A 15410-nucleotide genomic window follows, 5' to 3' on the forward strand; every position below is an offset into this window, starting at 1 on the left:
CTCACACCGCTTAATATACTAAATTTGAATAACAAACATCATTTTTATTTCTTTAAGTGTTCTTGTGGATTTTTGACTAACAAACAATATGTTTGGTTCAATATATTTTAAATATACCAGAAAATATGTGTAAAATTTTTCGCTTTTATCCACTCTTTTAGAAAATAAAAAACATAACAACTGGTTCACAGCATCATTCGCTACCTGACAAAAATTTTAATTTTTCCAGCATAGAAGACACAGCAAGAGAGCAGTTACGCTGCGATAAAAACCTTCTTCTATCAAAACGGCTCCAAATTGAACGTTACAACCTTAGGCAGGTCCTGCCCTCTATAATCTTCAAAAACCTGTACCCTACCGGCTTCTATCATTTCTTTGAAGCTGGTAAATCCGGATATTATCGAGGAGAGACAGCTTACATCACACTCTATATCAGGGGATTTTGTTGATCTTGATATTCTCAAGAAACCTCCCTCTGCCTTGATTTCAAAGTTTCCGGTGTTCTCTTCAGAGAATTTGTCGTTGACTGAAACAATTAGTGGTTCCAGTTCAAAATCAACAGACAATCCATCCAGCTTTTCCACGGAGACTATCCTTATCATTCCTGCATTGCCAATTTTTTCTTCTGAAGGTTGATCGGAGAGATAAGGCCAGAGAAGAAAATCTTCCGGAAGGACCATCCTGAGTTTTGTAACTTGCAGAGATAATCTCTTCAGATAATTCAGCATTGTTTCTTTGGTTTCGTTGTCGTTGTAAATGAAGTCTTTCACGGTTACAATAGATTCAAACATTGCTTCACCACTTGAAAGGTAGAGTGCCATCATTCCAACTATTTTGCCATCTCTTTCAAACTTCACGACACCATTAGCTGCCTCGTTGTTGGAAAGCTCAAGATGCCTTTTCCAGTGAGGGTCATCCCTCAAAGCCAGGTTGTATTCCCTCCTCGCATGCTCGTTGTAAAACTCTTTACAGACTTCATCTGGAAATTTCAGATACTCCGCGGTAATTGAAGGATTTTCCTTTGCTATTAATGAGCCTGGACTAAGAAGAACAAGCTTCTTCCTGAAGAACAACTCCCAGCCATATTTTCGGTAAAAACTGACATTGAAAGGATGTAGCATGGAGACGACCATGCCTTTATCGCGCATCGTTTCAATAGACTTTTCAAGCATAAAACGAATTGTTCCCTTCCCTCTGTAATCAGGCCTTGAACAGATCTTGCTGATTCCTCCCATAGAAACCATCGAGTTTCGGAATCGCATCTGATAAGGATAGAGCAAATGTGCCGCAACGAGTTTTTTAGAGTCATATACGCCAAACATCTCAACCCCGCTAACCAGGGCTGTTCTTATGTACTTTCTAAGGAATTCATGTTTTGATTTTTCCACTACAAAAGAAAACTTAGCTATTTCCATTAAGGCTTCTACATCTTCACTTTTCCGGTATTCATACATTTTATTCCTCCTCGAAAATCGTTGTGGGTTGTGCGTTGTAGGTTGTACGTAAAAAACGAGATCCGAGATCCCGAGATCCGGGATTAAAAATCAAAAGCGAGAATGGATGTTGGAGATTAGAGTTTAGATAAAGATCGGGTCAAAGAGTGTGTTCAAACCACGGCAAAACCTCTTACATCTTCTTCCAACCTTGCCGGAAATACTCCAATGCCCGGGATTTCAACTTTGTCCCCATTTTGTACCGGTTTCTCCGGTAGATAAAAGACAACCTCGGAAAAAGTAAAGCTTTTCTCTATTCTCTTGACCATACTCTTTTGCTTTAGAAAAACTGGAACTCCCTTGAATTGCGTGGCAAAGAAATACTTGTTTATAATATAGTCTTCTTTCCATAGAATGTTCATAGGATCCATACCCATCAAAGGAAAAATCCCTTTCAACGTTATCCTGTATCCCGCTGAATTTTCAAAATTTCTGAATTCTTCATCTATATATTTTCTGTGTTTATCTAAGATATACCCGGCATTTTCCAAAACTTCTGATGGAACTGAATCTTCTGAAAAGTTATTAAAGGATAATCCGGAAAGTTTTTTCAGGAAATCGTAGATGTACTCTCCCGATTCCATATAATCCTTTTGCCAGCCTGCCTGAAACCTGTCAAGTAGGAATGCAAGGCACATCCCCGGCGCGTAGCAGCTCAATCTAAAACTTGAGAGAGAAGCTGGAAATTCAGACATCCCGTTCGCTTGATAAGCGATAGCGTACTTCAAAGGAATAGAACCAAAGTCACTGTAAGCTTTTGTTTCCACATATACAGCGACTCCTTCTACACTTTCTTGTGCTAACTCGTAATTCAACGCATCACCTATAAGTTTTCTTCTAAATTCCCTGATTGCTATAAAAGACGATAGCCTTTCTTCAAACTCTCTCTTCTCATCTGCAAATGTTGCCCTCAGTAGCTCTCTTCTCTCAAGAAACCTCACTGCAAGGTTCATTGGGGTAAAGGGATAATCGAGAACCTGGAGATCATTTGCCCAGCGTTTTTCTCCAACAGATTTTTGATATCCGTGAAAACCCTCATGAAAAATTAAAGAGAGAAACCTCTCGAAAGAGACAGTAGGTGATATGGTTGTAAGATCCCATATGGCGACCTGCTGCCCTTCAAGATCTTTAGCGGTGTTTCCATAGAACCTTTCATCTTTTTTTCCAATAAGAATTCCGTCGCTTTCCTCAAAACCTGCAGGCTTTCCTGGATAACCAACCAAAAATATCTTCTCATCGTTATACAACGCTACCGGCAGCTTCGGATAATCAAACCAGTACTTTTTCCTAATACCCTCATCTTCTATTATTTTATTTATCCGCTTTAAGGTTTCAATAATCTTTTCTTCATTATTTATCATAACAACACCTCCTTAATTTCCTCTGGAAAAATCCTACCTTCTTCTGTATCAGCAAATAATTTGAAAAATTCCTGGCTCCCTTTTTTGAGACAATCAGCAATCGCTTTATTCCCGTACTTTTTATCTATGATGTAACTCATATAATGCCCAAGTGCATAAAAGGGGCCGTTTGACCTCAAGCCGCGATTCAAAAACTTTTCTAGTTCATTGTATTTCTTCTGCTGAAAAATCGTATTGTACAAATCCTTGAAAAGTTCCACGCCTGCCTGAACATCGGATATATCTTCTACTGGAAAATCTCCCTTCTGAACATATGTTGCGGACCCCTCAAGAAATACGTAAGTAATCGCTTTATAAAGGGCATCCTTTCCTTTGTCCTTCAGAGGTTTTTCCAGCATTCTAAATTCTTTTCCTTTATTTCCTGGATAGAGGATAGCCTGAATTCTGTGAAAGGTTTCGTGTATTATTATGTCCAACAAAAAATCATAGTTGTCCTTGATATGCTCAATGTTGATACCGCCATATTTTCCGGTAGCCCAACCTCTTATGGCCCACCCAACACTAAAAACAAAACGTTCCTGAAATTCGAAATCTTCAGGAACATATTTTTCTATTCTCGCAGAAATACGTGCCTCTATATTGTCTTTGTTTTCCTCCAACTCGTTGAGAACCCTTTCGTAATCGTCCCTATTGCAGGCAATATCGGCAAAATCAAAGAAATTCCAGGGATTTAGCTGTTTCCAAATTTCATAGATAGATTCTTTGTTCGCTGCGAAGAATAGAAAATTAGCCAAAAATTCCGTTGTAAATTCAGGGCCTGGAACATAACCAAGGGAATTTCTGTGCTTAATCATCTCTGTAAAGATTTCCCCACCAGCGATTTCTCTGGCTTCCTCCAGGGTTGGATTTTCTTTAGCAAAATATTCTAATACTTCCCGAACCGCGTGTAGATCCAGAATGATTTTTATTCTCCCGCTGGATTTCACATCTTTCGGAACGTAATTCCTGCCTAAAAAATCTACGGGGAATCCAGTGCCGGCTACTATTTTTCTTTGTTCATCTCTTATCTGTGAAAGATAAGAAAGAAGGTCAAGAAATTTATCAGGCGTATCCGGTATGGGTATTTGCTCCGGATTTTCAATGGGATCTGGAATAACTCCGTAAAACCCTCCGCCAAGTTCAGCCTGCTTTTGTTGAATCCGAAAAAGTTTCTTTATGCTTTCGAGCGTATCAAGTTGCTTAATCAAACCAGAAAAATCATTGGTCACTGAATTCCCCCCCTTTTCAACTACAACAAAAATCATATTGAATCTCTCTCATATCAAAATGGCTCCAAATTGAACGTTGTAACTTTAGGCATGTCCTGCCCTCTATAACCTTCAAAAACCTGTACCCTACCGGCTTCTATCATTTCTTTGAAATTGGTAAACCCGGATATTACCGAAGAGAGACAACTTATATCACATTCTATATCGGGAGACTTTGTTGTTCTTGATATTCTCAAGAAACCTCCCTCTGCCTTGATTTCAAAGTTTCCGGTGTTCTCTTCAGAGAATTTGTCGTTGACTGAAACAATTAGTGGTTCCAGTTCAAAATCAACAGACAATCCATCCAGCTTTTCCACGGAGACTATCCTTATCATTCCTGCATTGCCAATTTTTTCTTCTGAAGGTTGATCGGAGAGATAAGGCCAGAGAAGAAAATCTTCCGGAAGGACCATCCTGAGTTTTGTAACTTGCAGAGATAATCTCTTCAGATAATTCAGCATTGTTTCTTTGGTTTCGTTGTCGTTGTAAATGAAGTCTTTCACGGTTACAATAGATTCAAACATTGCCTCGCCACTTGAAAGGTAGAGTGCCATCATTCCGACTATTTTGCCATCTCTTTCGAACTTCACGACGCCATTAGCTGCTTCATTGTTGGAAAGCTCAAGATGCCTTTTCCAGTGATGGTCATCCCTCAAAGCCAGGTTGTATTCTTTCCTCGCGTGCTCGTTGTAAAACTCTTTACAGACTTCATCTGGAAATTTCAGATACTCCGCGGTAATTGAAGGATTTTCCTTTGCTATTAATGAGCCTGGACTAAGAAGAACAAGCTTCTTCCTGAAGAACAACTCCCAGCCATATTTTCGGTAAAAACTGACATTGAATGGATACAACATGGATACAACCATACCTTTAGCGCGCATCGTTTCAATAGATTTTTCAAGCATAAAACGAATTGTTCCCTTCCCTCTGTAATCAGGCCTTGAACAGACCAAACCGATTCCTCCCATAGGAATCATTGAGTTTCGGAAACGTATTTGAAAAGGATATAGCAAATAAGCTGCAACAAGCTTATTAGAATCATAGACGCCGTATATCTCTGTTCCGCTGGACAAACCAGTGTCTATAAATCTCTTAATAAGCTCTTGCTCTGTTCTTTTTACCGCGAAGGAAAAAAATGCCATTTCCATCAGGGCTTCCACATCATCACTTTTCCGGTATTCGTACATTTTATCCCTCCTCGAAAATCGTTGTGGGTTGTGCGTTGTAGGTTGTACGTTTCCAAATCCTTACCTTAAACCTGATCTTCAAAATACTTAGCCGCACGGAGTTGCGCAGAGCCGTAGTGAAGCCACGCATGGCCTGGGCACAACAGCCCAGCATAGCAGCTATGAAGCAGCATGCAGCCTCTCAAGCGTCGTTCCGTCAACTGACAGCGTTGCAAACCTCAACCTCGTGAGCGTCAGCCTCAGCAAGCCTCCAGAGCGTAGCTTCATGCGTCTAAATCTTTTTCCAACTCCAGAGGAGTTCGCACCCCCAGCGCAGCTGGGCATACCCCCGGCGTTAGCCGGGCTTACCTGGCAGAAAGGCCACCCATACCACTTTGGTTCTTTCGATGCGCGAAGAGCATGCGCGCCATGCTGACTGCGTCAGGACTAGCACACTTTGTGTGGACTTGCGCTCCTTCGTCGCGGCTGTGCGGCTCTTCGAGCCGGACTAAAGCATGTTCTAATCCGCCGCAGGCGCGTGTCAACTGCGAAGCAGTTCGTACCAACTCCGAAGGAGTTCGAAACACTGGCGAAGCCAGTCGTAACCACGCGAAGCGTGCTTACCAGCTGACAGTCTCGGTAAGCGCCAGGAGCGTAGCTCCACGCATCAATCACTTTCGTTAATTCTCAAGCATAACTTGCTTCTCCACTTATTACATTAAGTTTTCCTGTTACAACGAAGGCAACAGACACCGCAAGGCTTAAAGATAACGCCGTCAACACAAGATAGTGTGCTGGTACATGATCAACCAGGAATCCATACGTTGCTGTTCCTAGTGGTAAGACGAGTCGCGACATCACTGCAAGCACTGAAAATACTCGTGAACGAACTTTTGTGGGAATCGCCTTCTGGAAAAAAACCCTTATCGGTGTACCCACAAAGGCGTTCAATAACCCTGTTGCTATTAAAGGAAGGGCAATGGCAACGAAATACAACCATGTAACCCCTCCAAAGAATTTCACTCCCCAGGGGAAGATCAAAATATTAAAGATATATACTGGTACCATTTGACCAAATAGTCCGAACTTAAAAAGCCTACCAGGATTTCGTTTCGCAAAAAATGAGGCAATCAACAGATTACCGATGAGATTCCCAATAATCCAGCATGAGTTTAGGATACCATATTGTTGACTGTTAAATCTGACAACTGTTCTCGCAAAATAAGGAAATACAACTATAAATGAGGGAATAAAAAGAAAATCGACTATCATGAGAAATATCATTACCGTAAACACATCTGACCTTACTTTCAAAAACGCAAACCCATCTTTGAGATCCTCAAAGAACTGCTCAACGGACATTTTCTTTCTTTCTGTTGTCTGCTTATACTGGATGAAGATCTCGCTGATCCCGGATACTACAAATGACGTAGCATTCAATATAAGAACAACGCCTATCCCAAGTGGATAAAGAACGCCTCCCATTGCTGGGCCTACGATATAACTTAAATTGTTTATAGCACCGAGTATTGAATTTGCTCTCGTAAGTGCTCTTTAGGAACAATGTCCGGAAGCATTGCACTGGTAGCCGGACCAAAGAAGGTATCCATGATTGCCATCGCAAATTGCGAAATGTAAATAACAGGAAGTGTGAGCATATTCCTGTACGCCAAAAAAGCGAGAAAAAATATCAGTGCTCCGCGGGCAAAATCCATATAAATCATGATAGCCTTTCTGTTAAATCTATCGCCAACCACACCGGCTATTGGTGCCAGAATAATCACTGGAAGCATCGACATAATCAAGAATGTCCCCATCATCGTTCCGGAACCTGTGATATCAAGAATATAAAGCGAAAGAGCGAGTGACTGTATCCCACTTCCTATTAAAGACACAAGTCTACCCATTGCATACAGCCAGAAATTTCTTAAACTACTTTTCACACTATCACTCCTTTACAAAAAAACCGTTGTAGGTTGTACGTTGTAGGTTGTGCGTAAAAATCGAGAACCGAGAACCGAGAGTCCGAGAAGGCTGCTTCGCAGCGGACACGAATCCTTTTGGGATTGATCCGAACTCTTTCAGAGTTGTCACGAACTCCTTCGGAGTTGACCCGAACTGCTGCGCAGTTGATGTGCGCCTGCGGCGGAAAGCAGCTACGCTGCTGAAGTGCTTGACTACGTCTTGAAAGCTTCAGACACTGTCATTCGTTAGAAGTCAACGGATACCTGTCATTCTGGAGATGTTTAATCCAGAATCTTAATCCGCCACTGTCATTCTGGAAATCTTCTATCCAGAATCTGTGCCTCTTAACTACGAGATCCTGAATCAAGTTCAGGATGACCGACCTTATTTTCGAAACGTGTTTAATGATTTTCGTTCTTTTGGTTCTATCCGCCGAAGGCGCTTGTCAACCGCGAAGAAGTTTTCACCCACTCCGGAGGAGTGCTTGCCCCTGACGAAGTCAGGATCGAGTAGGAGGGGGGAATCCCCCCGTCCTCTCACAGAACCGTGCGTACGGGCCAACGTACACGGCTCATGGATTGAGTATCGGATTCTCCGACGGTGGTTAAGTGCCATCATACTACCTCCGCATGGCCTTCAGAATAAGTCGCATATAACAGAATCGGTTTCTTCTTCCACACAGGCATCGGTTTTCTACCCCTTTCGAGGAATATGCCCAACCCTATAATGGATTACTTGCCTGCCCCAGCCATTTCAGACCACCGTCGGCATTTCAGCCTCCGTTACGGGCTCCTGTTATATTCGCTTCCCTTTGTGCCATTTCCTCAACCCTTCCCCCCTTCGCAAGTAACAGACCCTTTCGGTTCCTGTTACCCCCATCGCTCAAGGCGATAGTCCCTTCTCCTTTCAGAGAGGTTCAACACTACTACGGGTTCATCTGCCATCCTCCTCCGCTTCACCGGTCCTTGGCTCTCCCCTTGTTCCGGCTTACCCATCTTGGGACGAGTGAGGACTTCCCCGGGTAAGACATACAGCTTTCATCCGAATCCTGCCATCCCAACCTGTAGAGTTGGAGCTCGGGCTTACCCATTCACGGCAAGGTTACCCACTCTACCGGCCAACACTGGTTCACTTTCGTTCAGTTCCGGATTTTGCCTTAGGCTTCCTTCAGATTCACCGTTACCAGTGACACCCTTGCCCTCAGCTAATGCTTATTTCGCTCCCCGCATTCGGGACTTTCACCCTATAGTTGTATGTCATGCCGGGCACACCTTACTCCCGGCATAGCCGGGCTTACCCACGCGCAGCGTGCTTACCAGCCGCATAGCGGACCTCTCGGTTCTCGGACTCTCGGACTCTCGATTCTTACCAGGAGTTCGTGACAACCGCTTGCGGTTCGTGTCTCTTAACCAACTAACTGCGTCTGCAAACCTCTTGTTTTTCCCCACTCCAAAGGAGTGCTTACCCCCAGCGTAGTTGGGCTTACCCACGCGAAGCGTGCTTACCAGCTGACAGCCTCGGCAAACCTTCGGGGCGTAGCTCCGCGCATCAATCAGCTTTATTGATTCTCAAGCGCAACTTGTCTCTTTTCGCAAAATGTTCAGCTTTCCAGCCATAAGGAAAGGAATAGTCGCTATAACAGTCATAATCAGTGCTATTAAGACAAGGTAGTGGACCGGCATATGGTCAACCAAAAATCCGTACAATGCCGTTCCTAAAGGCACGATAAGCTGTGACATTACCGAAAGCACCGAGAAGACACGCGAACGTACATCCGTAGGGATTGTCTTCTGGAAAAAAACGCTCAAAGGTGTATTTACAAACGCATTTAACATTCCTGTTGACATGAAAACAATGGCAAGCGTCCCGAGATACAGCCACGTAGCTCCTCCGAAAAATTTTGCACCCCACGGAAACATCAGAATATTGATGATAAAAAATGTGATAATTTGACCAAAAAGTCCAATATCAAAAAGTTTTCCAGGTTTACTTTTTGAAAGGAACGAAGCAATCAATAGATTCCCTATAAGGCTACCCACAACTCCGCTTGACCTGAAAATACCAAACTGCTGACTACTGAAGCCCATCACTGTCCTCACAAAGTACGGAATTGCAATTACAAGTACAGGTGTCAGGAGAAAATTTGTTATCATAGCAAACAGCATTACCGTGGATATGTCCGACCTTTCTTTCAAAAAGGCAAAACCACCTTTGAGATCTTCAAAGAATTGTCCAGCAGACATTTTCTTTTTTTCCGTCGTTTGTCTGTAATGAATAAATATTTCGCTGATTCCGGATACTATAAACGACGCAGCATTTATTATGAACACTATTCCTATTCCCAACGGATAGAGAACCCCACCCATTGCAGGACCTACGATATAGCTAATACTGTTTATTGCTCCTAGTATCGAATTAGCTCTTGTAAGATTTTCCTCGGGCACAATATCTGGAAGCATTGCACTGGTAGCCGGATCAAAGAAAGTATCCATGATGGACATTATAAGTTGTGAAATATATATAATACTGAGAGACAATGTGCCTCTGTACGCCATAAAAGCCAAAAGGAATATCAAAACACCACGAGCGAAATCCATATAGACCATGATGGCCTTCCTGTTAAACCTGTCACCAATAACACCAGCGATGGGTGCAAATACGACCCTTGGAATCATCGACATTACCAGGAATGTACCCATCATCGTTCCGGAACCCGTGAGATCAAGAACATAAAGTGAAAGTGCGAGCGACTGTATCCCGCTTCCTATTAACGATACAAGCCTACCCATTGCATACAACCAAAAATTTCTCAAAGGATTTTTCACACCATCACCCCTCGAAAAACATTTCTATTATGTGTTTGAATATTATCACATTTATTGTTATGTTTTCAAGTGGGTATTCAAAATTTTTGAACTTTATCAGTGAATAATTATAATTTTTATTCTCAAAATTAGATAAATGAGTAGACACAAAAACTTGCGGAAGTTGTCTTTTTTAAAGGAGTACATAAATTCGAGGTAATTTTAGAAACAACCTGAACAAAGCAAAGGATCGAAATTATATCAATCTTAATTAGGGTGTCTCAAAAATCAGTAACAGCCAATAATATCAGCCACCTTTCTGTGAGGACGGCTGTTCAAGATATTGAACATAACACAAAGATTGTATGCCAATATGGCCAAACCCAATACCGCATCATAATTCCTGTTTCTCACATACCAAATGTATTCCAGATTGAAATATTCTTGTAGAATGTTAATCGTTCTCTCTATCTCCCAACGGTTTTTATACTTCTCCGCATATATTTGCCTCAATTGAATGCCCAGCCAACGAGCCTGACACTGTTTTTCCAGTGATACACCTTTCCTTTTGTTTGTGTCTATTACTGGTATCATGCTACTACAATCGAATATATAACGGTATATCTGTTGCGAATCATATGCGCTGTCTGCGAGGAAATACTTATATCCCTGGCCAGAATCTATTTGTGCCTTTGCCACCGTCGAATCGTGTACAGCTGCTGGCGTTGTCATCCAATCTTGAATCAATAGGTTCTGTGCATCCAAACTCATATGTACCTTTCTTCCGTATTCCCAGCCTTTTGTCGTCTTTGTCCAACTGGATTGGGGGTCTTTGTATTTCCCTGTCCTTCTTCGTCTTTGTGCTGTATGGGTTTTACAAGTCTTGGTCACGAAAGGAATCCACCACCAACTCAATCCTTTCAAGTCCTTCTATATCCAAAAAGAGGTTTACAACATCTTTGTTTATCCTGTGAAGAGGCAATTCTCTTACTCTCCTGGATATAGTCTGGAATGGTGGTATGTTTTTCAAGTCCAAGAGTTCCATGTATTTGGGATTCTTTTCTAAAAAGTTCTTTGCCCCACGATATGAGACATCGCATAGCTTCAATAAAATGGAAAGTTTCAAGATGCTCTTGTCAGAATAAGCCTTTCTTCTACCTCTGCCTTGTTTGTTAACGAAGTTAGAAGGCAAAAGCTTGTCTAACTGCTCAATAATCTTTACAATATCGCTTTTTGTGAGTTCTTGTGGTACCATTTATTTGGGCCTCCTTTCTTGTTTTGGGCTATTTCAATGGTACCACCATTGGAACTTGGGAGGCCCGCTTTTTTTCGTGACACCCTAAATCTTAATATTAAACATTTTTACATATTTATCTGTAATATCTCGTGCACGCATTTATTTTTTTAAACTATTGTCGGCGTTACCAATATTTCATGATTCGCGACACGTTTTTTCTTATAAAAGAACCTAACCTGAAAAAATAAAGAAAACTTTTCTGTGTTAAAGTGAAGATGAAAAAACAAAAAGATATAAGTACCATATCCCAACCAAAAGGGAGGTAAAAAGCATGATCAGTACGACTATTTTTCCGGGTCGCTACGTTCAGGGTAGCGGTGCTTTGGAAAGATTAGGATCGGAAATGGTACGATTTGGCAAGAAGGGATTCGTAATCTGTGATTCTTTCGTTTTAGAAAATCTTTTGCCTGACTTCAGGCAGAGTATGGAACAGTCTCTGGAAGTAGTTGTAGAAAAATTCGGCGGTGAATGCTCTGATGAAGAAATAAGCAGGCTGGCTGACCTGGCCAAAGGTGCCGGTTGCGAACTCATCGTTGGTATAGGTGGAGGCAAAACGCTCGATACGGCCAAAGCAGTTGCCTACGAACTAAAGCTCCCTGTCGTCATCGTTCCAACCCTTGCTTCAACAGACGCACCTTGTAGCGCTCTTTCAGTGATATATACACCCAACGGAGAATTCAAAAGATATCTGATTCTGCCTAAAAACCCCGATCTTGTATTGGTAGACACCAAAATAATTGCTCAAGCACCAGCCAGATTCCTGGTTTCAGGTATGGGTGATGCACTGGCTACCTGGTTCGAAGCTGAATCGTGCATGAAAAAGTACGCCAAAAACATGACCGGTAACGTAGGTTCTATGACCGCTTACGCTCTGGCAAAGCTCTGCTATGAGACCCTGCTTGAATACGGTGTTGCTGCAAAATCATCTTGTGAAGCCAACGCCGTAACACCCGCTTTAGAACACATCGTAGAAGCAAACACACTGCTGAGTGGCTTGGGTTTTGAAAGCGGCGGCTTGGCTGCAGCACACGCTATCCACAATGGTCTTACGGTATTAGAGCAAACTCACAAATATTATCACGGTGAAAAAGTTGCATTTGGTACCCTCACGTCCCTGTTCCTTACAGATAAACCAAGAGAAATCATTGATGAGGTCTATTCTTTCTGTGAATCCGTAGGCTTGCCCACCACACTTGCAGACATTGGGCTCGACGGTGTTTCAGACGAGGAACTCATGAAAGTAGCGGAAGCGGCATGTGCCGAAGGGGAAACCATACACAACGAACCCATTCCTGTCACTCCTGAAGCTGTTTATTCTGCTATCAAAACCGCAGACGCTGAAGGTAAAAGGAGAAAAGCGGTTTGATTGAAGTAGGTTTACTCACAGGTGGTCAAATAAATAAAGATATGTTCCCTGGATAACGAAGAGTCAATTTTAAATTTTATTTTACGGCTTAATTTGGAGTGAAATGATGAAAGCTTTACCTTGGGAAATCTTAGAGGAAGAAGATTGGAAGATTTTAAAAGATCTCTACTCTACGGCACCGGATTGTGCCAAATTTTTGTCAAGACGCCTTCGTTTAGATCTCGGAGAAACTATGAGAAGGCTTCGGACGCTTGAAAGCAAAGGCTTCTTGGAAAGGGTTGAAGGACGATTTCTCAAAAAAAAGGGCCTTCGAAAACCCAAACACATGAATCACACTTACTACGAATTGACGCGCCCAGCAAGGCTTTATTTACGCAAAATACTTTTTGAAGAGCAAAAATAAAATGTACATAGGAACCCTAAACAAGAAGTCCATTTGCTTGTCTATTACATTTATTGAGAAATTTCTTATAATAAACTATGAGGTTATACATTATCTTGATTAAAGGAGGTGTAAAAGGATGGAAGACAAGAAAGAAGTGGTGTTTGAGGCATTGAAAAAAGCAGGAAAACCATTAAGACCTGGAGATATTGCAAAGATGACAGGTATCGATAGCAAGGAAGTATCGAAGGTTATAAAAGAGCTAAAAAGCGAAGGTAAGGTTGAATCGCCAAAAAGGTGTTATTACGCACCAAAGGATTAAAAAGATACGTTTGTTCAAAGAATAGAAAAAACCATATCTTAAAGAGAATACATTAACCCGAGGTGGATCTGTTTCTTATGATCCTTTCGGGTTAACGTATTGCTTTATACAACAAAAATCTGTGCCCTCGAAAAGTTTGAGTTATTCTCAAAATCAAACAAAATTGCTCAATTCTCCGTCAAATCTCTTGTGAAGAAGCTTGATGGCATGAACAGTCTTCGTAATAGAAGGAGGTTATACATGAAGCATTTATACGCGAAAGTAGTTATCGTCTTTCTCGTTGTGGTTTTATCTGTATCAAGTTTCTGCGGAATTTTCGATGAAGCCGACCTGCTACCTGGAACTCACTCGATCTTTTTTAATTACAGTGGACATCAACGGCATTTCTACATCCACATACCGGAAAAGAAGAGGTATGAAAAATACCCGGTTGTTATTATGCTGCATGGAGGTGTTAGTAATTCCAAATTCTCCATGAAACGTTTTGGTTGGATGGAACTTTCAGATAAGGAAGGTTTTATAGCTATTTTCCCAGATGCCTTGCCTCCTATTGGTGGGTCATCTCCCGACAATACCATTTTTAGGCCGCAATCCTGGTGGGAAGGGTTGAATATCGATCCACGAAAGCTGGTTTTTAACGATTCAGTGGATGATGTCGGGTTTATAGCCACAATTATACAGGAGCTAAAATCAGAAGATTTAATCGATGAAAAGCGCGTTTTCCTCACCGGATATTCTAATGGAGCTACAATGGCCATGTTTCTCGGGCTTAAACTTTCAAATGTTATAGCAGCGGTCGCACCTGTTTGCGGTTTATATGTTCCTAAAGATCAACAAAAGATTTCATCACCAATTTCGGTGATGGTCATCATTGGTATGGACGACCCTTTCAATCCTTATTATGGGGGACTTATTCTACCGCCATGGTCTATAAAAATAGTCAAGAAACCACCTGTTGAAACCACTATCATGAAGTGGGTAAACTTACTGGGGCTTCCTGAACAGCCAGTTGAGCAATATGAAAATGAAGATGAGAAGTTCGTACTATACTCCAATGGTGAAACCGATTTTTATTTTCATGTATTCAAGAAATTAGGACACTTCTGGCCTCAGGCTGATTTAGACTATCCTTTGTGGTATTTCGGCGGAAGATATGATGAAATAAATGCCACAGAGATGATCTGGGAGTTTTTCAAGAAGCATCCAAAACGATGATTTTTTTCAGATCTGCTTTCTATTACTACTCCAGTGCTTTTTTCAGGGCAGCTCTTGCCAGGATTCTTGTGGAATCCAGAGTTGGTAGGGGAGATTCTTCCGGTATCACCAGCAAAGGTATCTCTGTACAGCCAAGCACAACGGCATCGCAACCCTGGTCCTTCAATTTACCGATTACTTCGTTAAAGTACGCTCGAGATTCAGGATAAAAGCGACCATAAACAAGCTCGTTGAAAATAATTTCATTGATTCGTTCCCTATTTTTTGTCTCAGGGATTCTGTACCCAATACCCGCAGCATCAAGTTTTGCAGGATAAACGGGAGACTCCATCAAAAAGCGTGTGCCCAAAATTCCAAGGCATTTATAGTTCTTTCGTTTTGCTTCAGCAGCAACTTCTTCAGCAATATGAAGCCATGGAATCGGAGATTTCTCGACAACAAGATCAAATGCATGATGAATTGTATTGTCAGGACATATAGCAAAATCAGCCCCGGTTTTGGCCACTTTATGTGCTGAAGCCACCATCAAATCAGCCACTCTTTGCCAGTCACCTGCTTCAATGTATTGCATATACTCCTCAAAAGAGAAGGTATGCATAGTAATCTCGGGGTGAGCGTATTTTCTTCCTATTAAGTTTTCACCTTCTATGCAGATTGTGCGGTAACAAAGAGCTGCTCCCTCAGCACTGCATGCAACTATTCCAATGTGTTTAGCCATACTTCCACCCCTAA

Annotated in this window: 12 protein-coding genes and 1 pseudogene; 4 read left to right on the forward strand and 9 right to left on the reverse strand. The window is 41.8% G+C overall.

The genetic code is table 11. The features are described 5' to 3' along the window. Positions 1-281: 281 nt before the first annotated feature. From KOLE_RS02525 to KOLE_RS02565, 8 genes and pseudogenes are all read right to left on the reverse strand, one after another. Complete coding sequence (locus KOLE_RS02525) at positions 282-1454, reverse strand: GNAT family N-acetyltransferase (RefSeq protein ID WP_012745005.1); 1173 nt, start codon at positions 1452-1454, stop codon at positions 282-284. 152 nt (positions 1455-1606) lie between these two features. Continuing rightward, a complete protein-coding gene (locus tag KOLE_RS02530) occupies positions 1607-2854 on the reverse strand; it encodes a hypothetical protein (RefSeq protein WP_012745006.1) in 1248 nt (415 codons plus the stop codon). Beyond that, positions 2851-4122: a DUF5700 domain-containing putative Zn-dependent protease gene (locus KOLE_RS02535; protein ID WP_041288624.1), complete on the reverse strand. Its 1272-nt coding sequence runs from the start codon at positions 4120-4122 to the stop codon at positions 2851-2853. Before KOLE_RS02535 ends, KOLE_RS02530 begins: the two co-directional genes overlap by 4 nt. 53 nt (positions 4123-4175) lie before the next feature. After that, positions 4176-5348, reverse strand: coding sequence for a GNAT family N-acetyltransferase (locus KOLE_RS02540; protein ID WP_012745008.1), 1173 nt, complete (start codon positions 5346-5348; stop codon positions 4176-4178). A gap of 666 nt (positions 5349-6014) precedes the next feature. Beyond that, a pseudogene (locus KOLE_RS11030) lies at positions 6015-7195 on the reverse strand (MFS transporter); the annotation flags it as partial. Between the two features lie 1665 nt (positions 7196-8860). After that, positions 8861-10117, reverse strand: a complete 1257-nt coding sequence (locus KOLE_RS02555) for an MFS transporter (protein ID WP_012745011.1) — start codon at positions 10115-10117, stop codon at positions 8861-8863. Positions 10118-10384: 267 nt separating this feature from the next. Next, the gene (locus KOLE_RS02560) at positions 10385-10987 is read right to left on the reverse strand and encodes a transposase (RefSeq protein WP_012744960.1); all 603 of its coding nucleotides are present in this window, start codon (positions 10985-10987) and stop codon (positions 10385-10387) included. Continuing rightward, entirely contained in the window at positions 10971-11351 is a 381-nt protein-coding gene (locus KOLE_RS02565; RefSeq protein WP_012744961.1) for a hypothetical protein, read from the reverse strand. Before KOLE_RS02565 ends, KOLE_RS02560 begins: the two co-directional genes overlap by 17 nt. A 313-nt stretch (positions 11352-11664) precedes the next feature. Between KOLE_RS02565 and KOLE_RS02570 the strand changes: the two genes are divergently transcribed. The 4 genes from KOLE_RS02570 (at position 11665) to KOLE_RS02585 (ending at position 14678) form a co-directional block, all read left to right on the forward strand. After that, the gene (locus tag KOLE_RS02570) at positions 11665-12759 is read left to right on the forward strand and encodes a glycerol dehydrogenase (RefSeq protein ID WP_012745012.1); all 1095 of its coding nucleotides are present in this window, start codon (positions 11665-11667) and stop codon (positions 12757-12759) included. Positions 12760-12865: 106 nt separating this feature from the next. Further along, positions 12866-13162 (forward strand): DUF2250 domain-containing protein, encoded by a 297-nt coding sequence (locus tag KOLE_RS11860; RefSeq protein ID WP_012745013.1) that lies wholly within the window; start codon positions 12866-12868, stop codon positions 13160-13162. 118 nt (positions 13163-13280) lie between these two features. After that, a complete protein-coding gene (locus tag KOLE_RS02580; RefSeq protein WP_012745014.1) occupies positions 13281-13463 on the forward strand; it encodes a MarR family transcriptional regulator in 183 nt (60 codons plus the stop codon). Between the two features lie 240 nt (positions 13464-13703). Further along, positions 13704-14678, forward strand: coding sequence for a CE1 family esterase (locus tag KOLE_RS02585; RefSeq protein ID WP_012745015.1), 975 nt, complete (start codon positions 13704-13706; stop codon positions 14676-14678). A gap of 25 nt (positions 14679-14703) precedes the next feature. Here KOLE_RS02585 and KOLE_RS02590 read toward each other — a convergent pair whose 3' ends face one another. After that, positions 14704-15396, reverse strand: coding sequence for an aspartate/glutamate racemase family protein (locus tag KOLE_RS02590; protein ID WP_012745016.1), 693 nt, complete (start codon positions 15394-15396; stop codon positions 14704-14706). Positions 15397-15410 lie beyond the last annotated feature (14 nt).

It is taken from the genome of Kosmotoga olearia TBF 19.5.1, from assembly GCF_000023325.1.
GTDB classification, from domain to species: Bacteria; Thermotogota; Thermotogae; order Petrotogales; family Kosmotogaceae; genus Kosmotoga; species Kosmotoga olearia.

What these genes read in the sequence shown, in the direction of transcription:
- KOLE_RS02525 (WP_012745005.1), bottom strand. Translation starts at nt 1,454, where the DNA reads ATGTATGAATACCGGAAAAGTGAAGATGTAGAAGCCTTAATGGAAATA.
- KOLE_RS02530 (WP_012745006.1), bottom strand. Translation starts at nt 2,854, where the DNA reads ATGATAAATAATGAAGAAAAGATTATTGAAACCTTAAAGCGGATAAAT.
- KOLE_RS02540 (WP_012745008.1), bottom strand. Translation starts at nt 5,348, where the DNA reads ATGTACGAATACCGGAAAAGTGATGATGTGGAAGCCCTGATGGAAATG.
- KOLE_RS02565 (WP_012744961.1), bottom strand. Translation starts at nt 11,351, where the DNA reads ATGGTACCACAAGAACTCACAAAAAGCGATATTGTAAAGATTATTGAG.
- KOLE_RS02570 (WP_012745012.1), top strand. Translation starts at nt 11,665, where the DNA reads ATGATCAGTACGACTATTTTTCCGGGTCGCTACGTTCAGGGTAGCGGT.
- KOLE_RS11860 (WP_012745013.1), top strand. Translation starts at nt 12,866, where the DNA reads ATGAAAGCTTTACCTTGGGAAATCTTAGAGGAAGAAGATTGGAAGATT.
- KOLE_RS02580 (WP_012745014.1), top strand. Translation starts at nt 13,281, where the DNA reads ATGGAAGACAAGAAAGAAGTGGTGTTTGAGGCATTGAAAAAAGCAGGA.
- KOLE_RS02585 (WP_012745015.1), top strand. Translation starts at nt 13,704, where the DNA reads ATGAAGCATTTATACGCGAAAGTAGTTATCGTCTTTCTCGTTGTGGTT.
- KOLE_RS02590 (WP_012745016.1), bottom strand. Translation starts at nt 15,396, where the DNA reads ATGGCTAAACACATTGGAATAGTTGCATGCAGTGCTGAGGGAGCAGCT.